General features: G+C 64.0%; 24 protein-coding genes and 1 pseudogene. 5 read left to right on the forward strand and 20 right to left on the reverse strand.

From position 1 onward, the window contains the following. The 7 genes and pseudogenes from AUJ55_05105 to AUJ55_05135 all read right to left on the reverse strand — a co-directional run bounded on the left by AUJ55_05105 (position 1) and on the right by AUJ55_05135 (position 7,523). Positions 1-182: pseudogene (locus tag AUJ55_05105) on the reverse strand (transposase). Between the two features lie 24 nt (positions 183-206). Beyond that, positions 207-857 (reverse strand): hypothetical protein, encoded by a 651-nt coding sequence (locus AUJ55_05110; protein ID OIO58413.1) that lies wholly within the window; start codon positions 855-857, stop codon positions 207-209. A gap of 162 nt (positions 858-1,019) precedes the next feature. Continuing rightward, positions 1,020-2,357 (reverse strand): hypothetical protein, encoded by a 1,338-nt coding sequence (locus AUJ55_05115; GenBank protein OIO58414.1) that lies wholly within the window; start codon positions 2,355-2,357, stop codon positions 1,020-1,022. 211 nt (positions 2,358-2,568) lie between these two features. Continuing rightward, on the reverse strand, positions 2,569-4,353 hold the full coding sequence (locus AUJ55_05120) for an aspartate--tRNA ligase (GenBank protein ID OIO58415.1): 1,785 nt from the start codon (positions 4,351-4,353) through the stop codon (positions 2,569-2,571). Positions 4,354-4,407: 54 nt separating this feature from the next. Continuing rightward, entirely contained in the window at positions 4,408-4,854 is a 447-nt protein-coding gene (locus AUJ55_05125; protein OIO58416.1) for a hypothetical protein, read from the reverse strand. A gap of 44 nt (positions 4,855-4,898) precedes the next feature. Continuing rightward, the gene (locus tag AUJ55_05130; protein OIO58417.1) at positions 4,899-6,995 is read right to left on the reverse strand and encodes a polyribonucleotide nucleotidyltransferase; all 2,097 of its coding nucleotides are present in this window, start codon (positions 6,993-6,995) and stop codon (positions 4,899-4,901) included. Positions 6,996-7,253: 258 nt separating this feature from the next. Further along, a complete protein-coding gene (locus AUJ55_05135) occupies positions 7,254-7,523 on the reverse strand; it encodes a 30S ribosomal protein S15 (protein OIO58418.1) in 270 nt (89 codons plus the stop codon). 321 nt (positions 7,524-7,844) lie between these two features. Here AUJ55_05135 and AUJ55_05140 point away from each other — a divergent pair, with 321 nt between their 5' ends. Beyond that, positions 7,845-8,558, forward strand: a complete 714-nt coding sequence (locus AUJ55_05140) for a hypothetical protein (GenBank protein ID OIO58419.1) — start codon at positions 7,845-7,847, stop codon at positions 8,556-8,558. Then, positions 8,555-8,938 (forward strand): hypothetical protein, encoded by a 384-nt coding sequence (locus AUJ55_05145; GenBank protein ID OIO58420.1) that lies wholly within the window; start codon positions 8,555-8,557, stop codon positions 8,936-8,938. The genes AUJ55_05140 and AUJ55_05145 overlap by 4 nt, the downstream gene beginning before the upstream one ends. A gap of 252 nt (positions 8,939-9,190) precedes the next feature. On the opposite strand, the gene AUJ55_05150 is transcribed toward AUJ55_05145, so the two are convergent. The 6 genes from AUJ55_05150 to AUJ55_05175 form a co-directional block, all read right to left on the reverse strand. Continuing rightward, complete coding sequence (locus tag AUJ55_05150; protein OIO58421.1) at positions 9,191-9,607, reverse strand: hypothetical protein; 417 nt, start codon at positions 9,605-9,607, stop codon at positions 9,191-9,193. Positions 9,608-9,669: 62 nt separating this feature from the next. Further along, positions 9,670-10,908 carry a GTPase HflX gene (locus AUJ55_05155; protein OIO58422.1) on the reverse strand — a complete coding sequence of 413 codons (1,239 nt, stop codon included), beginning with the start codon at positions 10,906-10,908 and terminating at the stop codon, positions 9,670-9,672. A gap of 28 nt (positions 10,909-10,936) precedes the next feature. Next, positions 10,937-11,194, reverse strand: coding sequence for an RNA chaperone Hfq (locus tag AUJ55_05160; GenBank protein OIO58423.1), 258 nt, complete (start codon positions 11,192-11,194; stop codon positions 10,937-10,939). An 86-nt stretch (positions 11,195-11,280) separates the two neighbouring features. Beyond that, positions 11,281-12,585 carry an adenylosuccinate synthase gene (locus AUJ55_05165; GenBank protein OIO58424.1) on the reverse strand — a complete coding sequence of 435 codons (1,305 nt, stop codon included), beginning with the start codon at positions 12,583-12,585 and terminating at the stop codon, positions 11,281-11,283. Between the two features lie 56 nt (positions 12,586-12,641). Beyond that, complete coding sequence (locus AUJ55_05170) at positions 12,642-13,892, reverse strand: hypothetical protein (GenBank protein ID OIO58425.1); 1,251 nt, start codon at positions 13,890-13,892, stop codon at positions 12,642-12,644. After that, complete coding sequence (locus AUJ55_05175; GenBank protein OIO58439.1) at positions 13,885-15,060, reverse strand: class V aminotransferase; 1,176 nt, start codon at positions 15,058-15,060, stop codon at positions 13,885-13,887. Before AUJ55_05175 ends, AUJ55_05170 begins: the two co-directional genes overlap by 8 nt. A 213-nt stretch (positions 15,061-15,273) precedes the next feature. Between AUJ55_05175 and AUJ55_05180 the strand changes: the two genes are divergently transcribed. The 3 genes from AUJ55_05180 to AUJ55_05190 all read left to right on the forward strand — a co-directional run bounded on the left by AUJ55_05180 (position 15,274) and on the right by AUJ55_05190 (position 17,272). Next, a complete protein-coding gene (locus AUJ55_05180; protein ID OIO58426.1) occupies positions 15,274-15,936 on the forward strand; it encodes an isoprenoid biosynthesis protein ElbB in 663 nt (220 codons plus the stop codon). After that, on the forward strand, positions 15,933-16,601 hold the full coding sequence (locus AUJ55_05185) for a hypothetical protein (GenBank protein ID OIO58427.1): 669 nt from the start codon (positions 15,933-15,935) through the stop codon (positions 16,599-16,601). Before AUJ55_05180 ends, AUJ55_05185 begins: the two co-directional genes overlap by 4 nt. Positions 16,602-16,690: 89 nt before the next feature. Then, positions 16,691-17,272, forward strand: coding sequence for a hypothetical protein (locus AUJ55_05190; GenBank protein OIO58428.1), 582 nt, complete (start codon positions 16,691-16,693; stop codon positions 17,270-17,272). A gap of 111 nt (positions 17,273-17,383) precedes the next feature. Here the strand turns inward: AUJ55_05190 and AUJ55_05195 are convergent, their stop codons facing one another. From AUJ55_05195 to AUJ55_05225, 7 genes are all read right to left on the reverse strand, one after another. Further along, the gene (locus AUJ55_05195; GenBank protein OIO58429.1) at positions 17,384-17,881 is read right to left on the reverse strand and encodes a hypothetical protein; all 498 of its coding nucleotides are present in this window, start codon (positions 17,879-17,881) and stop codon (positions 17,384-17,386) included. Positions 17,882-17,948: 67 nt separating this feature from the next. After that, on the reverse strand, positions 17,949-18,902 hold the full coding sequence (locus tag AUJ55_05200; protein OIO58430.1) for a hypothetical protein: 954 nt from the start codon (positions 18,900-18,902) through the stop codon (positions 17,949-17,951). Continuing rightward, positions 18,902-19,582 carry a hypothetical protein gene (locus AUJ55_05205; GenBank protein ID OIO58431.1) on the reverse strand — a complete coding sequence of 227 codons (681 nt, stop codon included), beginning with the start codon at positions 19,580-19,582 and terminating at the stop codon, positions 18,902-18,904. The genes AUJ55_05200 and AUJ55_05205 overlap by 1 nt, the downstream gene beginning before the upstream one ends. After that, on the reverse strand, positions 19,579-20,739 hold the full coding sequence (locus tag AUJ55_05210; GenBank protein ID OIO58432.1) for a hypothetical protein: 1,161 nt from the start codon (positions 20,737-20,739) through the stop codon (positions 19,579-19,581). The genes AUJ55_05205 and AUJ55_05210 overlap by 4 nt, the downstream gene beginning before the upstream one ends. Continuing rightward, positions 20,736-21,026 carry a hypothetical protein gene (locus AUJ55_05215; GenBank protein OIO58433.1) on the reverse strand — a complete coding sequence of 97 codons (291 nt, stop codon included), beginning with the start codon at positions 21,024-21,026 and terminating at the stop codon, positions 20,736-20,738. The genes AUJ55_05210 and AUJ55_05215 overlap by 4 nt, the downstream gene beginning before the upstream one ends. A 77-nt stretch (positions 21,027-21,103) precedes the next feature. After that, positions 21,104-21,766, reverse strand: a complete 663-nt coding sequence (locus AUJ55_05220; GenBank protein OIO58434.1) for a hypothetical protein — start codon at positions 21,764-21,766, stop codon at positions 21,104-21,106. 187 nt (positions 21,767-21,953) lie between these two features. After that, a complete protein-coding gene (locus AUJ55_05225) occupies positions 21,954-22,349 on the reverse strand; it encodes a hypothetical protein (GenBank protein OIO58440.1) in 396 nt (131 codons plus the stop codon). Positions 22,350-22,418 lie beyond the last annotated feature (69 nt).

The following is a 22,418-nucleotide window of genomic DNA, read 5'->3' on the forward strand; positions in this document are numbered from 1 at the left end:
CTGCCTGGACGCTCAAAAAGGGTCGACAGCCCCTCCATGGCCACCTTCTTCCACTGGCTGATCTGCGCCGGGTGGATTTGGTGTTCACTGGCCAACTCGCTTGTGGTTTTGACCCCCTTCAGGGCCTCCAGCGCCACCTTCGCCTTGAACTGCGCACTGTGTCGTTTGTGTTTTCCGGGCATCGCTTGGCTCCTCGCTCTCGCCAATCATGCCCCCTCGGTCTTAACAAAACCTACTGTCCAGTTTTTGGGGTCCACTTCATGTCGATCAAGATTGACCCCTTCAAGCGCGCCGCTCAGGTGTAAATTCCAGAGGTAGTCGTTGTGGGGTGGGGGTGACGAGGGGGGGAGTTGTTCGGGGATCGCGAATTGAAACCCCAGACTCAAGATCGCCCCGCGCCGTTGTGGAGTGATCGTTCGTTGGTCCTGCCAGACGATGGTGTGCTCGCTGCGTCCGCGCACGACCACCTCATGCAGGCAACTCAAGGTTGCGACAAATCGCCCCTGATCGCCGTCGGGGAGTCTCAACGCCAGATGCCCCCCCAACACCCCCCCCACCGTCGCCACAGGGGGATTCATCGTCAGGGTGGGCTCGCCAAAACGGCGCCATTCCACCGTGCGCCGAATCGCCGCTACCACCAGTCCTACACCGAAGAGCGGAATCAACAACCCCGCAATGGCCCAAGGGCTCCCGCTCGGAACCTGCACCAAAATCTCGTCCAGTACCGGCAGGGTTGCCCCGTTCCACAAGACTGCAAACGCCCACAACACAATCACGAGCAACTTGGTGTGGGAGCCGGGCCAATCTTGCCGGTCGCGGGGTGGTTCGGGCCGGTTATGGGACCGATTCAAAGCCATGGTGATCTCCTTTGCCTGAGCGTCGCTTGACACCCTACACCACCCATGGCCCCAGCATCATGGCCAAGGGCTGCCACTGCGGGTCGAGAACGCAACCACCCACAAAAAAACCCCGGCAGGCGACCCTGCCGGGGTTTTTTTTCTGCTACGACGGGATGCCGCTTACCGCTGAACCGGCTCCCAGAGCTTAACGTCGTCGACCACCGAGTAACCGCCGGAGGAGGCGAGAAAACCGACCTCGCCCCGCTCCCAGTACTCATCCTCAAAGCCAACCACGAATTTGCCGTTCATGTAGCAATCGATCTTGGAACCCACCGCCACAACCTTGAAGTGATTCTTTTCAAGGCCGGGGTTGATGGCGGGCGAGGTGAACCCCTTCAAGATGTAGAAGCTCTTGCCTTGGCGGTAGCGACCCAGGCGGTATTCACCGTCGTTGTACCAAAGGAAGAAGTAGGAGTCGCTCTCGATGTAGCCGCCACTGCTGCGGAATTCGATGGCCATCGATTGGTACTTACCCTCGATGGGCTGGAACTCCACATCCCCCTCAATAATGAAATTATCCAGGTTGTTCCAGGGTGGTGGGTAGTGGGTGTAGGCGTGGATCGATTCATTGCCGGTCGCATCGAGGTGCAGTTTGCCGCGCCGATAGGCCTCCCCCTTCCCCTCGTTAACCACCAAGTAATGCTGATCCATTTCGTCTTCGAGCAGCAGTTTCCCCTCGGTAATGTTGGGCAGCAACGGGGTGGTGGAGACCACCGCGTCTTTCATGGGAATCGGTTCGGGAGAGACCCAATCGCCCTTGGCCGGGGGATCGTTGGCATCGACGCTCGACTTGAGTTTGGTCATGGTGCGGTCACCGCTAACCTTCACCACCTCCAACTGACCGACCCGGTTCTCTTCGTTGAAGAGCACCTCGCCGTCGTCCCCCAACAGCTGGGTTTTGCGCTCAACGAAGAGGCGGTCGCCCGGCTTGAGCCCATGGGTTTGCCCCAAATCGATGATGAACACCCCCTTGGCGACCCCGAGGATCTCGCCCAACAACGGGTAGGAGTTGAGGATGTTGGCAGCCACCATCCGCCCCTGATCGCTGGCGGTGAAGTTGCTGGTCCCCTCAACCGCGGTCCGCTCGACACTGCCGGTGGTGATATCAATGACCGAGAAGCTGGCCACCACATCGCCGGAGGAATCCTTGTACAAGGTGGTGGCGATGAGTTTGTCGGCGCCGGCGATCTTGCCCAGCTCGACGATCTTGTTGGGATCGATCACCCCCGAGGTCTGAAGACGTTGCTCCTGCATGATCGCCTGGATCCGGTTGCGGTCGACGATCTTGAATTTGTGGCTCTCGATCATGTTCTTGTAGAGCGAGGTTTCGGCCTCACCGATTTGGACCTGAGAGACCCCCCCTTTGCCCTCGACCGGCAAAATGGCGAACGAAATTTCGGCCCAAGCGGAGCTGCTCGTCAGCAGTCCTAAGGCCAGGGCGATGAGTAGCTTTTTCATGAACTCCCCCGTGCGGTTTGGTTTTTGGATGATCGGTGCGCAATGGGCGGAAATGGGGCGGGTGAACTTATGCGCCTACTGTCCCCATTGGGAGGAGGAATGCAATCCCCCAGTCTCGGGGGCGGGGTGATTTTCGAAAGATAGGCGATACAGCGCACAAAAAAAGCGGCACAAAGGCCGCTTGATTTGCACATCGCCAAAGAGGAGGGGTTTACCCCTCCTTGCCACCCTCGCTGCCCGGTAGCTTGCGCAGTCGAATCCCCAGATCGCGCAGTTGGTTTTCCGCCACCCCAGAGGGGGCGTCGGTGAGCAAGCAGGTGGCGCGCTGGGTTTTGGGGAAGGCGATGACGTCGCGGATCGACTCCCGCCCGGCCAACATCGTCACCAAGCGATCCAAGCCAAAGGCGAGTCCGCCGTGCGGGGGGGCGCCGTATTGGAGCGCTTCGATCAGGAAGCCGAATTTGACGTTGACATCCTCTTCGCTTAAGCCCAGCAGCTTGAAAATCCGCTCCTGCATCGCGGGGGTATGAATACGGATCGAACCACCCCCCACCTCGACCCCGTTGAGGACCAGATCGTAGGCCTCGGAGCGAATCCGTCCTGGGTTTTCTTCCATCACAGGGGCATCTTCGGGGTTAGGGGCGGTGAAGGGGTGGTGCAGCGCCTCCCAGCGGTTTTCGTCTTTGTTCCACTCGAACATTGGGAAGTCGACCACCCACAGCGGCGCCCACACCCCTTGAGGAATCAGGTTCAGATCGCGGCCCAAACGGGTGCGCAGCTGGTGCATCACCTCGTGGGTCGTTTTGGCATCCCCCGCACCGAAGAAGATGATGTCCCCCTCCTTCATGCCGGTCGCCTCTTTGAGCGCCTCGATCTCGGCGTCCGCGAAGAACTTGACGATGGGGGACTGCAAGCCGTCGGGATTGACCTTGATCCAAGCCAGCCCCTTGGCGCCGTGCTCCCCGACGAACTTGGTCAGCTCGTCGATCTGCCCCCGGCTCATCGCGGTGCCGCCAGGCACCCGGATCGCCTTAACGATGCCGCCGCCGTCGACCGCACCCCGGAAGACCTTGAACTCCACCCCGCTGGCCCACTGGGTCAGGTCGAGGTGGCACAGCCCGAAGCGCACATCGGGGCGGTCGGTGCCGTATTTGTTCACCGCCTCCCAGTAATCCATCCGCTTCAGGGGGGGCAGGTCGATCCCGGCCACCGTCTTGAAGACGTGACGGATCATCCCCTCGGTGATCCCCATAACCTCGTCGCGATTCAGAAACGAGGTCTCGATGTCGATCTGGGTGAACTCCGGCTGCCGGTCGGCGCGCAGATCCTCGTCGCGAAAGCAGCGGGCGATCTGATAGTAGCGGTCGACCCCACCCATCATCAGCAGCTGCTTAAAAAGTTGGGGCGATTGGGGCAGGGCGAAGAAGGAGCCGTTCTGGGTCCGCGACGGCACCAGGTAATCGCGGGCCCCCTCGGGGGTCGACTTGGTCAGGATCGGGGTTTCGACCTCCATGAACCCTTCGTCTTCAAGGTAGGCCCGGGCCGCCCGGGTCACTTGATGACGCAGCGCCAACGCCTCCAACACCGGACCGCGCCGCATCTCTAGGTAGCGGTAGGTCAGGCGCAGCGCTTCGCTGGGCTCCGACTGATCGTCGATCATGAAGGGGGGGGTCGCCGCCTTGTTGTGGATCGTCAATTCCTGGGCGACCACCTCGATGGTGCCGGTGGCCAGCTTGGGATTGAGGGTCCCCTCGGGACGGGCGCGGCAGACGCCAATCACCCGCAGCACATCCTCGCTGCGCAGATGTTTGGCCGCCTCGGCGAATTCGGCGTCGCCGTCGTTGGGATTAAAAACGACCTGGGTCAGGCCGTAGCGGTCGCGCAGATCGACGAAGATCACCCCGCCGTGATCGCGGCGGCGGTGCACCCATCCGTCCAAAACCACGGTTTGACCGATGTGACTGGTACGCAGGGCGCCACAATGATGGGTACGCATGGGATCAACTCGCAGGGGTTCGACACAGTGCCGGGACGACCCGGCAGCTTGAAATTAGGGGGCCTGGACGATGCGGGCGGTCCGGGTCTGGCTGAGCACCTCGTGCAGCAGGCGGCCATCGCTGAAAAACCACCACACCCAGCCAATCGGCCAAAGTGCCAGCAAATACAGCGTGCGCAGCGCCGCCTGTTGGGCGGTAACATGGCGACCGTCGATCTGCACCACCCGCAACTTCCACGGCGCCTGCCCGCTGGTCGATCCCCCCTTCAGCCAAAAATAGAAGTGGTAGAGGTAGATCGTCAGAACCGCCAGGAGGAGGGTGATCCCATGACCCAGCGGCGTGGTGCGTACCCCCTCGGGCAGTAGCCACAGGGTCAGCGCCGACACCAGGAACAGCAACGAGGCCAGGATCAGCAGATCGTAAAACAGCGCCGCCAGCCGAAAGAAAGGGCCGGCTGGAACCGCCTGAGGACGTGTGGGGGTATTGGAGGCTGTGCTCATGATGGCCCCTCCCCCCCACCTTGCGGCGGGGGGGAGGGCTCCTATCAATCGGCCAGAAGGGCTTTCATGGACAGGCGGATCTTCTTGGTGCGGGGATCAACGTCGAGCACCTTGACCTTGACTACGTCACCCTCGTTGACCACGTCGGTGACCGTCTTGACCCGCTCCTTCGAAAGTTCGGAGATGTGGACCAAACCGTCGGTGCCGGGCTTGAGGTTGACGAAGGCACCGAACTCCATAATGCGGACCACCTTGCCCTCAAAGACCTGACCGGACTCGATATCGGAGACGATGGCGTTGATCCGCTCCTGCCCCTTGCGCAGCGCCTCGCCACTGGGGGAGGCGATGAAGATGGTGCCGTCGTCTTGAATGTCGATCTTGACACCGCACTCCTCAGTGATCGAACGGATCACCTTGCCGCCGGTACCGATCACTTCGCGGATTTTGTCGACCGGAATCTTGATGGTGACGATGCGCGGAGCGTAATCGGACATATCGGGACGGGTCGCGTCGATCCCCTTGGCCATCTCGCCCAGGATGTGCAAGCGGCCACCACGGGCCTGATCGAGCGCCTTGGCCATGATCTCACGGGTGATCCCCGCAACCTTGATGTCCATCTGCAGGGCGGTGATGCCGTCGGCGGTCCCGGCGACCTTGAAGTCCATGTCGCCCAGGTGATCCTCGTCGCCCAGGATGTCGGAGATGACCGCCCAGGAGCCGTCCTCCTCCAGAATCAAGCCCATGGCGATCCCGGCCACCGGGGCCTTGATCGGCACGCCGGCATCCATCAGCGCCATCGAGGCGCCGCAGACCGAGGCCATCGAGGAGGAGCCGTTGGACTCCAGAATCTCGGAGACGACCCGGATGGTGTAGGGGAAGGCCTCTTTACCGGGCAGCACGGCGGCGACGGCGCGCTCAGCCAGCTTGCCGTGGCCGATTTCGCGGCGACCGGGGGAGATCATCCGCTTCACTTCGCCGGTGCTGAAAGGGGGGAAGTTGTAGTGGAACAAGAAGCCGCGACGGCTGGAGCCCTCAAGGGCGTCGATGATCTGCTCGTCGTCGCCGGTCCCCAGGGTGCAGATGACCAAACCTTGGGTCTCACCACGGGTGAACAGGGCCGAACCGTGGGCGCGGGGCAGCACGCTGGCCTCGGCCACGATGGGGCGGACCTGATCGTGGGCGCGGCCGTCGATGCGGGGCTCGCCACGGGTGATGCGACCGCGAACGATCTTTTTCTCAAGCGATTTGAACTGCCCCTTCACCGCGTTGATGCGCTCGTCGTCGCTCCCCTCGGGGGCCAGAGCGTCGAGCACCTTGGCGCGGGCCGCCTCCAGCAGGGCGACTCGGCTTTGCTTGTCGGTGGTCGAGTAGGCGGTCTCAAGATCGGCGCCCACGATTGCCTTGACCTCCTCGGCCAGGATCGCGTCCTTGGCAGGGGTGACAAAGTCCATCACGGGGCGGTTGGCGGCGGCACGGACCTTTTCGATCAGGTCGATCACCGGCACGCAGGCATCGTGGCCGAAAATCACCGAACCGAGCATGACCTCTTCGCTCAGACCGCTGGCCTCGGATTCCACCATCAGCACGGCGTCTTTGGTGCCAGCCAGCATCAGGTTCAGGTCGGTGTTCTTGATCTGCTCCAGGGTGGGGTTGAGGACGTACTGACCGTCGATGTAGCCGACGCGCGAACCGGCGATCCAGCCCTGCAGGGGCAGACCGGCCAGGGCGCAGGCGGCCGAGGCGCCGATCATCGCCGGGACGTCGGAATCGTTCTCAAGGTCGAACGAGAGCACGGTGGCGACGATTTGGGTCTCGAAGTGGTACCCCTTGGGGAAAAGGGGACGGATCGGACGATCGATCAAACGGGAGGTCAGGGTCTCTTTTTCAGAGGGGCGCCCCTCGCGCTTGAAGAAGCCGCCGGGGATCTTGCCCGCAGCGTAGGTCTTCTCGACGTAGTTGACGGTCAGGGGCAGAAAATCGACGTCGGAGCGGGCCGAGGGGGCGCGGGTCGCGGTGACCAGGACGATGGTGTCGCCGTAGGTGACCAGGGCGCTACCGCCCGCCTGACGGGCCATGCGACCGGTTTCGATGGTCAGGGTACGACCACCCCACTCGATGGATTCCTTGACGATGTTGAACATGGATCACTCCTGGGTTGAGTCTGGCCCCACCACACACAGCGGGGCTCTGCGAATGGACCAGGAGCCGCCATCGTCCCTGAACGCATCGGTCAATCGCATGGGGCCGGGGGATGATTCCCACCCCATCTGAATGAACGACGGCCCAGGCCATGACGGTCCGGTCCGAAAATAACGAAGCCCCACGTCGGCACACCGGCCAACGTGGGGCTTGGTTCACTTCAGCGATAAAGCGCTTTGAATCTCAAACCAGACGCCCGCTTAGCGGCGCAGGCCCAGACGCTTAATCAACGACTCGTAACGGGCGAAATCCTTACGCTTGACGTAGTCGAGCAACCGACGGCGCTGGCCGACCATCTTAAGCAGACCGCGGCGCGAGTGGTGATCTTTGTGGTGGGTCTTGAAGTGCTCGGTCAGGACGTTGATGCGGTGGGTCAGAACCGCAACCTGCACTTCGGGGGAGCCGGTATCACCTTCGTGGGTGGCGTACTCGGCCATCAATTCGGTTTTCTTCTCAGGGGTAATCGACATTGCCTTCGAACCTCTTGGTATCGGAAAAAACAACCCCAAAGCCAGCCGATCCTCCAGCTCAAGGGGTGGACGCCAGACAGGGCGCCCGAAGGGGTGCGGGTTATACTCAAACCCCCGTCTAGATACAACCTTTTTGGCGGCAACAGACCCCGACTTTCTGACATCGAATCATCCTGGGTGTCGACGTTCAGGGGACAAGATCAGCCCGCCCTTCCCCCTATCCCCCCATCACAATCCTTCATCTCTTTCCCCGTTTTCCTTGTCTGTCAGCCCCATCTCCCCATCATGGCGCCCCTCGGTTCTTCCACCCAAGGAGTCCCTATGGCCACCACCCTTCATGCCACCCAGGCGATGCTCGATGCCCACCATCGTGACGGCGCGAAGTTCGCCCAGATGATGATCGAATCGTTCCACCACCGTTTTGGCGACGCGTTCTGGTCCGACTGGGATCGCCTCATTGGCCCGGTTCTGCCCGAACAACCAACCCTGATTGACCTGGGCAGCGGCCCCGGCATGTTGGTCCAGGCGCTGGGCAAGCGGTACCAGGGCGGCAAGGTCTATGGCGTCGAATGCGCCCCCTATATGTTGGAAGCTCAGGTCGATATGCCTGTCGGCTGTGAAATCCTGGTCGCCGATCTGCATGACCCCAAACTGCCACTACCCGACAACTCGGTCGATGCCGCCATGGCCTCGGTGGTGCTGCACGAGATGACCCAACCGATCCGGGCGCTGCAAGAGGTCTTTCGCTGCCTCAAACCGGGGGGGCGGATGTTTGTGCTCGATTGGGTGCGGGCGCCGCTGGCCCGCTACGTCGAGGCACAAACCACGGAAGAGGCGGTGTTCGGCCCAGAGGCCACCACCGAATCGCTCGATGACCTCTTCACCCACTTCATCGAACACAACCGTTTTACCTGGGAAGATCTGGTCTACATCTGCCAAAAGGTCGGCTTTACCGTGAGAGAGGCGACCGTGATGCGGATGGGCCGTTATGCCCGACTCATCATCGAAAAACCGCAGCCCGAGGAGGCACCTTGAAAACCCGTCCCCCTTACAAACTCAGCGAAAACCGCCCCTTCGTCACCGAGAAAGAATGGACCTGGATCAAACTGGCGGCGCTCAACGAGGACACCATCGCCGACCTGAGCGGCGAAGATCTGCATACCCGTATCGAGGGGGTGATTGAGCTGGGACGCTGTCGCAACCTGACCTCCATCGCCCGCTTGGCGCGGTTGCCGGGGGTAGGCACCCTGACCGCTCAATGGTTGGTCCGGGGGGGCATCGGCGATGTCGATACCCTGCGCGCCACTGCGGCTGAGACCGTCTGTGCCCAGGTCAACACGGCATTGGGTTATCCGGTGTGGGGCGACGAGGTGGTCAGGCAGATTGCGGTGTTGCAGAGCAAAATCGGGGCGTGAACAAAAAAGGGGGGCATTGGCAGCTGCCAATGCCCCCCTTTTTTTTAGGAAGCGCTGATTGATTGGCGCTTCCGAGCGGCCCACGGATGGGTCGCCAAAATCAGGAACGTAGGAGGCGACCTAAGTCGCCGAAGCTCGGCTGGTTTTGCAAGCGAAGCAAAAATGATCGCCGCCTCAGGGCGCCTACTTCTGGTTTTTGCGTAGCGTGCTGATTCAAGGCAGGAGCCTTGAATCAGCGTTTCCCTAAAGGGCTTACCAGGTTCGGGGTCGGTGATCTTGCCGATCCCGTTTCCCCTGAAACGGGGCCTGCCGCAACAGAGGCTGGGTCACCTTGTTGGCGATGCGGGTCAACCACGGGGATGAGGGTGTCGCGCGGGGTTGAGGCGCCGGAACGATCCCGACTTGAGGCGCACGCTCCCCCGGTCTTGACGACCCTACCCGACCTGGCCGCTCATCCAGATCCATCGTCTCGGTGTCGACCGCTACGACCGGACGCCAGCGCTCCGAATTGCTCGCGCCCAGCAAAACAGGCAGCAGGATGCCCGATGCAGCCATCCCCAACGATGTCAGCCCCACCCAAACTGACGTTTTCATCGCGACCTCCTGGTTCTTGACGAAGACCCCCTTGAACTCGACTTTGAGAGTCAAGTTCAAGTACCTTGGACCCATCCGTTTGAAATTTCAAGGGCCAAATTGCACAAAGACTACCTCCACAGCAGCTACGTTTTCTTTCAGTCGTTACCCCTGAGCATCCGCTCCAGCCGCCCCCAGTCTTCGACCGTCAGGGTCACGATTCCCCGCCATTCCAGTTCTTCAATTTGCTCCTGCTCGACCTTGCCGCGGCTCTTGATCCAGGCAATCGTGGCGCCGTCGGCGACCGGAAGACTCAGGGGACGGGTGCGACGATCCTCTTCCAAATGGGCGTCGACCACCTGCAACAAACCCTCGATCCCCTCGCCTGTCAGGGCCGAAATCCCGACCCACCCTTCGGGCAAAACCGGTTCGGGCAAACGGTCGATCTTGTTGGCGACCATCAAGACCGGGATCTCGTCGGCCCCCAGCTCACGCAGCACCTCCTCCACTGCGTCGACCGAGCGCTGCCATTCGGGATCGGAGATGTCGACCACATGCAACAGCAGCCGCGCCTCCAGCACCTCTTCCAACGTGGCGCGGAAGGCGGCGACCAGCATGTGGGGCAAATGGCGGATGAAACCAACCGTGTCGGACAGAACAATGCGCTGCCCCGAGGGGAGGTCGAGGCCGCAGACGGTGGGGTCGAGGGTGGCGAAGAGCTGATCGGCGATCAGCACCCCCTTTTCGGTCAGGCGATGGAAGAGGGTCGATTTGCCGGCGTTGGTGTAGCCGACCAGGGCGATGCCGGGCAGGGGGCGTTGCTTGCGCCCCTGACGCTGGTTGTCGCGGTGGCGCTTGACCTTGCCCAGGTCGTCCTTAATGCGATCCATGCGGTCGCGGATCATGCGGCGGTCGAGCTCGATCTGGGTTTCGCCGGGACCACCCCGCACCCCGATGCCGCCGCGCTGCCGTTCCAGGTGGGTCCAGCCCCGCACCAGGCGCCCCATTTGGTATTCGAGGCGGGCCAATTCGACCTGGAGCTTGCCCTCACGGGTACGGGCCCGTTGCGCGAAAATCCAGAGGATCAGCGCAGTGCGGTCCATGACCTCGACCTCAAGGGCTTTACTCAGATTGGCGGCTTGGATGGGGGTGGTGGCGTGGTCGACCAGGAGCAAATCGGCCCCGGTTGCGGCGATTTGCTCTTTGAGCAATTCGACCTGACCCGGCCCGAAGAGGGTGCCGGGATGAAAGGGGGCCGCGTGGGGGAAAAGGCGGCTTCCTGCCACCTCCAATCCCGCGCTGTCGGCCAGGAGGGTGAGTTCCTCCAGGACCGTTTCGGCACTCAGGGTATCTTCGTCGCGAGCGCGACGGTGGGCGCACAGGGCACGCCCGGGCAACAGCGATTGTTCGATCAGGGTGAAAACCTCAGGTCGAGGGGACGCCCTCTTCTTCGTCCGGAGCACTGTAGAGCTGCACCGTGCGGCTGGGCATGACGGTGGAAATCGCGTGTTTGTAGATCATCTGCACCACATGGTTTTTGAGCATGACCGCGAAATTGTCGAACGCGATCACGGTCCCCTGCAGCTTCACCCCGTTGACCAAGAAGATGGTCACCGGAACCTTGTCCCGGCGGATGATGTTGAGAAACACGTCTTGCACGTTGTTTTGGGACCCTTTGCTCATGGGATTTCCTCCTCTGTCTTCCTGCTTTTTTTGTATTTACCGCAGCGGTCGGAGACCCCCCCCAACCATCGAATCATGTCTTGTTCTCAATCTTGGGCAGCGAGCACGTCGGGCCGCAGAATCATCGTCTCTTCCCGACCGGGTCCGGTCGAGAGGATCGCCACCGGTGCCCCCACCAGGGTTTCGATGCGGCGGATATAACGCTGCGCCTCGATGGGCAGATCTTCCCAACGGGTTGCCCCCTTGGTCGAGACGTTCCAACCAGGCATCTCTTCAAAAATCGGCTGCGCCTTGGCCAAACAATCGGCATCGGCGGGGGGATGGAGCCGGGTGATGCCGTCGGCGCTGTAGCTCACCGCGATCTTGATCGTCGGCATCAAGTCGAGCACGTCGAGCTTGGTCAGCACCAGACCGTCGATTCCCGAGGTGCGCACCGCGTGGCGGACCACCACGGCGTCGAACCAACCGCAGCGGCGGGGCCGCCCGGTGGTGGCGCCGAACTCGTCCCCCTTCTTGCGCAGCAACTCACCATCTGCGTCGAGCAGCTCGGTCGGGAAGGGGCCGCTGCCGACCCGCGTCGTATAGGCCTTGGTGATCCCCAGAACCCGGTCGATCACCTTAGGCCCCAGCCCCACCCCGGTGAGCGCCCCACCGGCGACGGTGTTGGATGAGGTGACAAAGGGGTAGGTGCCGTGGTCGACGTCGAGCATCCCCCCTTGCGCCCCCTCGAAAAGCAACGATTGCTTGGCCTCGATGGCGGCGCCGATGGTGTCGCCGGTGTCGGAGATAAACGGGCGCAGAATTTCGGCCTGTTCCAGTAGCTTCTCGATCACTGGCCCCGCCTCGACCGGCGAGCCGCCGAGCAGATGGGTCAGGATGGTGTTGTGGTAGAGCAGCGCCTCGTCGACCCGGCGGCGCAGCAGCTCAGGGCGATACAGATCGCACAGCCGCACCCCGCGCCGCCCGGCTTTGTCTTCGTAGGCGGGGCCGATGCCGCGCCCAGTGGTGCCGATCTTGCCATCCCCTTTGAAAGCCTCGCGGGCCCGGTCCACCGCCCGGTGGTAAGGGAGGATCAGATGCACATGGTCCGAGATGCGCAGGTTGTCGGCCTCGACCTTCACCCCGCTCTTGCGCAGGATCTCGATCTCTTCGATCAGCGCCTCGGGATCCATCACCACCCCGTTGCCGATCACGCAGACCTTGCCTTCGCGGATGATCCCGGAGGGGATCAAATGCAGCACATACTTCTTACCGCCGATCACCAGGGTATGGCCGGCGTTGGCCCCCCCCTGGAAGCGAATGACCATGTCGGCCGATTCGGTAAGGAAGTCGACGATCTTCCCCTTGCCTTCGTCACCCCATTGGGTGCCTACCACCACGATGTTGGCCATGCTTTAACCCAAACCTGCAATAAAAGAAAAAAAGTACATGGTGTCGTATTGAGGCATCAGACCGATCGCGCCCAGGCCAGCGGATCAGCGACCGTTTGGCCGTCGCGATCGCGCCACCCTTCGACGCTCCAGTGCAGATCGGCCTTCTCGGACCGGCAGCGCGCTGCGGCAATCCCGGCGCCGTGCAGGGCGCGCAGCAACGCAAAACCGGCCTGCCCCCCCGCAGTGGGCCAGGCCAACCGAACCAGGGTGCACGCCTGGGGCGCCGCCCTGCTGCGGGTTAAATGGAGCACCACCTTCAGGTCGACCGAGCAGCCGGTCCCCTCGGTGTTGTCGACCAACCCGTCGTAACGCCCCCCCACCGCCACCGCCTCGCGGTGACCGGTCGAGTAGGCGTTCCAAACCAAGCCGGTGTGGTAATCGAGCCCCTTGAGCTCAGTGGGATCGAGCGCCAAGCGCCCCCCCAATCCCGCCGCCCGGCATTGCTCGACCACCGTCCCCAGATTGGCCACCGCCGCCCGAATTCCGGCAATGGTGGGAGCCAGTTCAGGCTGGGCCACGCTGAGCTGCGGCAGCCCCTCGGCCCAACGCTGCAACTCGGGCAGCACCCGGTCGGCGGGGCCGTGCAGCGCGACCAGATCGCTCATCAACTTGAGCAATTCGGGTCGTCCCGACCCCACCAACGCCGCCAAATCGTGGGCCGCCTTGCGATGGAAGGCGCGAATCACCCCGGAGCGCACCGTCTCCCCCCCACCGAGCGCCTCCAGCAAACCTTGGGCGATGCCCACATGGTTGAGCTCGATCACCGTCTGGTTCAAACCCAGGGCTGCGAGCAGATCGTCCATGGCGATCAAAACCTCGGCATCCCCCTCCGGCCCCGGCACCCCGAGCAGTTCGATGCCGGCCTGATAGAGCTCGCGCCCCGACCCGGAGGAGCCGGGCTGGGCCCGCAATACGGGACCTGCGTAGGTCAAACGCTGGGGAAAGGGGCGATGGCGCAAACGGCGGGCGACCATGCGGGCGATCTGCGGGGTATGGTCGGCCCGCACCCCCATGGTTCGACCGCTGACCGGATCGGAAAAACGGATCATCTTCTGGCTCAAAGCGGCGCCCCGACCCCGGGCGAGTTGATCGAGGTACTCGACCAGGGGGGCGATCACCTCGTCGTAGCCCCACAGCCCGGCGGAGCGCATCCATGTGGCCCGCAACGCCATCAAACGGCTGGCTTCGGGAGGAAGCAGATCTTCAACTCCGGTCGGCAGCACAGGGGTGTCGCCCCGGTCGAGGTCGAGCACCGCCTCAGCCACGAACCGCCCCCGCTGCCGCCTCTTGGGCCTCAATGATCTCTTGGGCACGGGCGACCCCGCTGCCCAAGGCGATCTTGGCCCCCAGGCGGCGCAGCCCCATCTCAAGGGCGGCCATGCCGGTGATCAGATCGAAGGCCCCAAAGTGGCCCATGTGGCTCAAGCGCACAATCCGCCCCTTGAGTTGATCCTGACCGCCGGCGATGGCGACCCCCATCTCTTCGCGCATCAGCTTGACCAGCTTGCCCGAATCGACCCCATCGGGGACGAACGCCCCGGTCACCGAGGGGGAGGGGGAGGTGGGGGCGAGCAGAGTCAGCCCCATGGCGGTCAAAGCCGAGCGGGTGGCGTAGGCCAGCAATTGGTGGCGGGCGAAGCAGGCCTCGATCCCCTCCTCTTTGATTTGGCGCAGCGCCTCCAATTGGCCAATCACCAGCGAAACCGCCGGGGTGAAGGCCGAGGAGTTGTTCTTCTGCTGCTTGAGTGCCTTCTTCAGATCGAAGTAAAAGCGGCCGCCGCTGCGGTTGGCCTCGACCATCTCCCAGGCTTTGGGCGACAGGGCAACATAGGCCAAACCGGGGGGGAGCATCAGCGCCTTTTGGCTGCCAGCCAGCAGGATGTCGATGCCCCAGGCGTCCATCGGCAGATCCATCGCCCCCAACGCCGAGACGGCATCGACCACCAGCAGGCAGTTGGGGCGGTCGCGGGTGATGGCGGCGAGTTGTTCGATGGGGTGGGCCACGGTGGTGGAGGATTCGCTGGCCTGCACCAGCACCCCGCGGATGGAGGGATCCTCATTGAGCGCCTGAGCGACCACGGCCGGATCGACCGCCTCGCCCCAAGAGACCGCAATCTCGACCACCTCGATGCCGAAAGCGGCCGCGATGTTGAGCCAGCGCTCGCCGAACTTACCGCCGTTGACCACCAGCACCTTTTGCCCGGGGGCGAAGGCGTTGACCATCGCCGCCTCCATCGCGCCGGTTCCCGACGCGGTGAGGATCAAGACCTCCTCCCCGGTTTGGAACACATACGACAATTCGCGGCGCACCTCGGCCAGAACCTCGGCAAAGGCGCCGGTACGATGGTGGATAACCGGTCGGGCGGTCGCCGCCAAAACCGATTCGGGAACGGAGGTGGGGCCGGGGGTCAGGAGATACTGCTTACGCCACATGGTGTTGGGTCCGAGACAGGTCCAAGACAAGAAAAAACCGGTCCGAAGCGCTACGGCTCCAGGCCGGCGGAACAAGGTCGCGACAAAAGGGGGGAAGTAAAGCGAACCAGCCCCTTTTTGTCCATTCTTGGGGCATCCGCCAAGGGATTGCCACCCCCCTGCGATGGGGGCAAAGTGCCCCATCCCTCACCATCTACCCCAAGGAGGAGCGTTATGGCCACCATCGGCGTCATCCTGTCCGGTTGCGGCGTCTACGACGGCGCCGAGATTCAAGAGGCGGTCCTCACCCTGCTGGCGCTGGAGCGCGGCGGGGTTCGAACCCTCGCCTACGCCCCCAACATCGAGCAGCACCACGTCATCAACCACATCACCGGCCAAGAGATGCCGGGGCAAACCCGCAACGTCATGGTTGAGGCGGCCCGCATCGTGCGCGGCGCCATCCACGATCTGGCCGACTTCGACGCCGCCTCGGTCGACGCCTTGATCCTTCCCGGCGGCTTCGGGGCGGCCAAGAACCTGTCGAACCTCGCCTTTGCCGGGGAACGCGCCACCGTCCACCCCTCGGTCGCTGCGGCGATGCAGGCGGTCTACGCCGCCGGTAAACCGATCGGCGCCATCTGCATCACCCCGGCGGTGCTCGCCCTGGCACTCAAGGGCAAAGGGATCGACCTGACCATCGGCGACGAGAAGGAGACCGCCGACGTTATCGTTTCGACCGGCAACCGCCACATCGAAAAGGACGAAACCCAGATCGTGATCGACAAGGCCCACAACATCGTCTCGACCCCCGCCTACATGTGCGCCGCCAACATCGCCACGGTGGCCCAGGGGATCGAGGCGTTGGTGGAAGAGGTGGTGCGGCGCGTCCACGCATGAATCCGGCCTTCCCCCCCCACGGCATCCGCCGCTCCATCCGCGCCTTCCTTCCCGACCCGGTCGCCCCCGAGCTGCTGCGCCACGCCGTGCGGGCGGCGGCCGAGGCGGCCCCCTCCTCGGGCAACATGCAGCCTTGGCACCTTTACCCGGTGGTCGGCGCACGCCTGGAGGCACTGCGAGGCGCCCTGCTGGCCACCGCCGACAGCGGGGCGCCGCAGCATCAAGAGGTTGCCTCCTACCCCGACGCACCGGTCGAACCGTACCACGAGCGCCGTCGCGCCTGTGGATTCAGCCTGTACGCGGCGCTGGGCATCGCCCGCGACGACCGGCCGGGACGGCAGCAGCAATGGCGCGACAACTTTACCTTGTTCGGCGCCCCCGCCGCCCTGGTGCTGACGGTCGACGCCCGCCTTCCCGACGGAGGGCTCTTCGACAGCGGCACCTTTTTACATGCGCTTCTGGATGCGCTGTGGCGGGCTGGATTGGGCAGTTGCCCCCAGGCCTCGGTCGCCGCCTACCCCGAGGTATTGCGGGGGCAGCTTGGCATTCCTGAAACGCAGCGGGTGGTGTGCTCTGTTGCGGTGGGTTGGGCCGATGTGGAGGCGCCGGTGAACCGTTTTAAACCGGATCGAGCTCCGCTTGAGCAGTGGTACCACGAGGGGTGATGCCAGTTGGGGTAAGAAGGGTCATACTCCCGCCGCTTTTGCGCGATCCCCATGAAACATCCCAAAATTAAAAGATTTCGGAGCCCTTGATGACCCTTCCTGCCCCCACCCTCACCACCGAGGAACTCGACATTTTGGAGGATTTTCTTCTCGACGATGATCGGGAAGACACCCCCACCCTCGACATGCTGCAAGGGTTCCTCGTTGCCATCGCCAGCGGCCCCGAGGCAATCCCCGAACACGTTTGGCTGACCGCCGCCCTGGGCGATCCCCAGTGGTCTTCGCCCGAAGAGCAAGAGGCGATCCTCGACCTGATCCGCCGCCTCAACGACGAGGTGGTCCAGGCGTTGACCCAGGGTGAAGAGATCCCCTTCCTCGTCCCCGATTTTGACGAGGAGGATCCCAATCCCGATTACGCCGGCTGGTGCCTCGGTTACTGGGAGGGGGTCCATATGCTGGAGGATCGCTGGTTCCAGGAGGGGGGCGACGAGTTGGTGGAGCTGATGGTGCCGGTGATGGTGCTGTCGGGGATCTACGAAGAGGGGATGGCCGACGAGGGGACGCCGATTCCCGAAGACGAGCTGGCCCAGACGGTGGCCGAGTCGATGGAGGCGCTGCCGGGGGTAGTGAACGACATTTACGACTTCTGGATGGAACGACGCGCCCACTGATCGCTTTCAATCGGGGATCGACCCCCGTTCAAAGCACACCGCAAAAAGGCGTCATTCCGGAACAGCACCGCCTGTGCCCGGAATGACGCCTTCTTTTTTGTTTCCATCGCCTCAGCGATGAAAACTCGACTCGGGGGCGGTGACGAAAAAGGCGGTTTCGACCCGTCCCGCCTTGGAGCGCTCAACCCGGATGCCGATCCACCATAAACCGGGGTGGTCGAAGGGGTGATCGGCGACGTAAAAACCGCGCCCCCCCTCCTGCATCGACTGCCACTGCGCATCGGCCAACCCCCGTTCGCTGCTGGCCACCGCGAACATCAGCTCGCCTCCCTCAAGGGGGCCCGGATCGGGCTCCTGGTCGTGGCTCAAATGCAGGGCAATCTGGGTATTGGGACGGTCGGGCTCGGGGTTGTGCCAGTTGACCAGCAAACTCAGGGTCACCTCCCCCACCTTCTTGACGTAGGGGATCGGACTGGTGGGGGCCTGACCCTCGATCACCAACGCCCAAAACAGGGCCAAAAAGGGGACGGTCAGAACAAACCACATCAAAAACCGGAAGAACTTCCGCTCCGATTCGCTGGGTTGAGGTTTAGGTTGAGGGTCGTTCAAGAGGGACTCCGGATCGAAGATCGTCGGGTAGGTCGGGGATGCTTGGGCCCACCTCTCCCGCAAGGGTTCAAGTAAACCAGGGATGTAAAGCAATCAAGTGAAACAGGCCGAGCAATCCGAGCACCAACCAGCGCCCAGAACGGCTCCAGCCAGCCCCCTCCCCCAGCCGCCACAACCCCCAGCTGCGCACCCCCTGGTAAGCGGTCGCCAGCACCACCGCCCACCAACTGATCCACAGTGGCCAGCCCCACCAACCTCGCCCCTCGACCAACACATCGAAGGGGCAATGGTGGGCCGGGGTGCCGTAGTACAGGGGGGTGAAGTCGCCGACCACCCCCCCTAAAGCCGAGATCGCCCATAGCGGCACCACCACCACCGCCCCCACCGCGCTGCGCGGTCCGGCCAGCAACAGCGTTGTCAGGGCGGCCAGGGTCACCCCCCAGCGGGGCGCCCACGGGGCCATCCACCACAGCGACTCCCCCTGCCCCCCCACGCTGCCGAAGGATGCCGAGCAGCAGGTGGTGATGACGTCGGGGGTGATGCCGGCAAAGTGCAGCCCCCCCACGACCACCGCCGATACTGCCAAAGCGGTTAAAGCCACCGTTCCCCAGGCAAGCCCGCGCACCAGGGGGAATCCGGGCCGTTCCCGCACCACCCGGTCGAGCGAGAGCCACATGACGGCCAATAGGGTAAAGGCCAGGTCGACCCAGAACAGCGGCCAGCCGTAGGGGGTCGCGTCGAGCGCCCCCTCCAGGCACATCGCCCCCGAGATCACCTTGTGCAGCCCCGCCAACACCCCGAGGGTGATCGCCGCCAGCCCCAAACCGGCCACCGCAGCCAGGGCAACGATGGAGGCGGTCAGGTCGAGCCCCCGCTCCCGTTCGATCTGCTGGGGCGAGGCGTCGTCGGGGTCGAAGCGCCCCAGCAGCACCGGCAGCACCGCCGCCACCGCCCGCAGCAACGCCAAGGTCGTCACCCCCCACCCGAGCAGCAGGGCCAACACGCCGCCGTCGAGCAGCACTAGCTTCGCCCCCCCGGCTGAAGCTGCCCGCCGCTCAGATGCCAGCGCTGACCGATGATGGACAGTGCGGTCAGGCGGGGATCGTGACTGGAGAGGACCATCGAAACCCCCTCGGCGTGGATCTGTTCGAGCATCGCCCCAAGCTGCTCAATGGAGCGGTCGTCGAGGTGGGCCGAGGGTTCGTCGAGCAAAATCACCTTGGGGCTGGGGGCCAGCGCGCGCAGGATCGCCACCCTTTGCGCCTGCCCCCCCGAGAGGGTCTTGGCGGCGCGGGGGGCCAGCGCTTCAAGGTGGAAGTGGCCCAGCAGCTCGACCGCCCGGCGCCGGGCGGCTGCGATGCCGAGTCCGATGGGGGCCAGGGCGAGGATGAGGTTGTCGGTCACGCTCATTTCAGGGATCAGGTGGGCATGTTGGAAGACCAGTCCGACGCCGCCGCCACGCAGCCGGTCGCGCAACGCCTCGGGCCAGCGGCCAATCTCGTCGTCGCCGAACCAGAGCCTGCCTGCCGTGGGGCGGCTGATGGCGGCCAGCATGGCAAGCAAGGTCGATTTACCCGCCCCGCTGGGGCCGGTAATCAGGGTCGCCCCGGTGCCGATGCGCCAGTTCACGTCGCGCAGGACCGGATCGCCGCCGGGATAGGCGAAGTCGACCTGTTCGAAGCGGTAGAGGGTCGCACTCATCGATTCAACCCCGCGATCGGATCGTGACTCGCCGCCCGCCAAGCGGGCACGACACTGGCGGCCAGATAGGGCAGCAACGTCAGCGCCGCCACCGGCAACACCACATCCCAGGGCATGGCGGGGGGTAAATCGAAGGGGGGGAGGAGCACCGACCAACCGCCGAGCAGCGGCATCACCCAGGCGCCGTGCAGGGCAAAGACGTGGACCCACGCCAGCGCCAACCCCAGCACAAATCCCCCTACCCCCACCGCCGCCGCTTGCAAAAGCTCAAGCGCCACCACCTGCCGGGTGCTCCAGCCCACCGCCTTGAGCAGCCCGATCCGCGCCCGTTCCCGCCCGGTCACCGCGCTCATGCGGTCCCAGGCCAGCAGGGCAAAGGCGGCCAAAAGCCCGATGGCGGTGGCGAGCATCAAGCCGGAGCGGGTGCGATACGAGGCGACCAGTGTGCGCGACAAATCGCTGCGCCCCACCACCCGATAGGCGGGGTGGTCGTCGACGATCTTGCGGGCCAGCACCGCCCCTTCGCGCTCGGGGTGGGCAATGGTCAGGGCGGCGTCGGTGAAGCGGTCGCCCGACCATTGAAACACCGCCCGCACCGTCTCGGGGGGGGCGAGGATCAAATCGGAGGAGAGCATCTGCGACCCGGCTTTGAGGATGCCGACCACGGTGAGCATTTCGAGCTCGCCGTCGGGACGCAGCAGCGAAAAGCTGCGCCCCACATTGAGGAACCTCGCCTGGGCGACCCCCGCCCCCAATACCGCCTCCCCCACTCGCTGCGGCATCCGCCCCTCCAGCACCCCCTCGGGGGGCTGTGCGCCGGGGAGGATCCCCATGAGGGTCAGGTTTACCCCGGTGGGGGCGTCGAAGTAGTAGCCCCAAACCCGCCCTTGAACCCGCCGCACCCCCCGGTATTTGCCTAGGGCGGCGACCTCAGCGCTGGTCAGATCGGCGTGGCGCCCGGCGATGATCCGCTCGACGCGCAGATCGGGGGCGGTGGCGACGACCCGATCCCCCTCGGCGATCAGGGCGTCGGTGGTCAGCAAGATGGAGCCGGCCCAAAAGACGACGAAGGTAGCGGCCAGCAGCACCGCCAGGTGGCGCAGGGGGCGGCGGGCCAGCTCGGTCACCGCCATGAAGAGCAGCATCGAACCCTTCATGGGGACTCCTGTATTTGATGGGCCAAGGGGAGCGGCGCGGGGGCGATCCAACCGGCGGCGGGGAAGTGATCGGGGCCGCCGGGTAGATCGCTGAAGGGGGCGGCGGGGGTGGCCAGCGCAGGATCGCGCAGGTAGGTGGCCGAGGTCGCCAACGTCGGCAGAATCCCCCCGGTCACCTGCGCGACGAAGCGGTCGGCGGCGGGATCGAAACCGCCCGCACCCAGCCAGCCGAGGGGGATCAGCAGCAGGGCCAGGGGGATGGGGGTCAACCAGAGCCAGCGGGTCATGGATGGAGGGTTTTCTGATTGCGGCACTGCGTCATCGGGCGACCTTGAGGAGCAGAAAAAAAGCGACGGAACCCAGATTAATAAAACATGCCCCTCGCCGAGCCACCAATCTGACCCAACACGACGCGATTACCCTCCCAGGTATAGGGGGGAACGAGAAGCCAACTCAACCACAGCGACAGTGGACGCCCAGCCGGATCGTACACCCATGGGTTCTCGGTGGGACCCTGGATAACCCTACCCCACCACTTGGCGCAATAAAAACCACCGGGAAATTCCATGTGTTTGCCCGCAGGCAGGCGATCCGGGGTATAGCGAAAATCCTCGCAATGCATGGAAGAGCCACTGTATTCGAGCAGAAGGGCTTCATCCCTTTGTTTCATAACGGCGGCCACCAAGTATTCGGGATTGACCGACCGAAACGCCTCCTGCAACTGCATGGCATGGACTTGGTCGGGACGGTCGACTGCGTACCAAGGTTCTTCGGGGTGGTAGTCGTGTAGCCACCGGACTTGCTCGGGGGTGCGCCGAACGACGAACACATCGACCTCGGGTTTTCCCCAAGCCACCCGCAACCATTCCCCCGGCTTGAGCCCCGAAACATCGACCTCCATGAGGTGAGCGGCAACGGTATCGCGCGCCGGTTGCATCGACTGCACCATCGCCCCCATGGCGACGCCCGCCCCCACCAACCCCAGGGTTATGGTAGCGACCCCCCAGCCCGATGTTTTCTTGGCCATGATTCCCTCCGGCGCTTCCGTGGCTGCGAGCAAGGCCCTCATTTGGGGAAAACTCTGCCCCTTCAATCGCGGCGGGGGCGCCGCTCCTACCACAAACCCCATCGCTTGTTCCTGGGGTGGGAGGCCCGTCCTCAGGCCGATGTAGGCGCCCCATCCCACCTCAAACCATCAGGGGAAGCCCCCTCACTCAGTGGTCGTGATGCCCGTGCTCCATCCCCGGCATCCCATGCCCGGTGGCGATGGAGCGGACCAGACCGGGGGTGACCTGGGCGAAGGGGACGACGGTCCCGCCGTGGTCGTGGCGGAATTCTTCGGCGGCATCTTGCGCGTTGAACGGGATGAACTCGGGCCCCATGGGACCGGCGACGTCGGAACCGACCACGAAATAGGCGGTGCGGCCGTCGAAGGGGGTTTCGTCGTAATAGTCGAGCAGGGTGATCGTCCCCAAACCGGCCTGGCGGTCGCCGCCGAAGGTGGCCGGATCGAAGAGGTAGGTCAGCATGTCGCGGGGGCCGTCGAAGCCGATGGGCTTGCCCGCCACGGTCAAAACCGCGGTAAACGAGGGGTCAATGGCCGCCTTCATGCCGCAGACCGGGCAGCGGGCGCCAGGGGGGAGCTCGGCGGCTTGCAGGGGGACAAGGGTGCTGCCGAC

This window comes from Proteobacteria bacterium CG1_02_64_396, from assembly GCA_001872725.1.
GTDB lineage: Bacteria > Pseudomonadota > MNWR01 > CG1-02-64-396 > CG1-02-64-396 > CG1-02-64-396.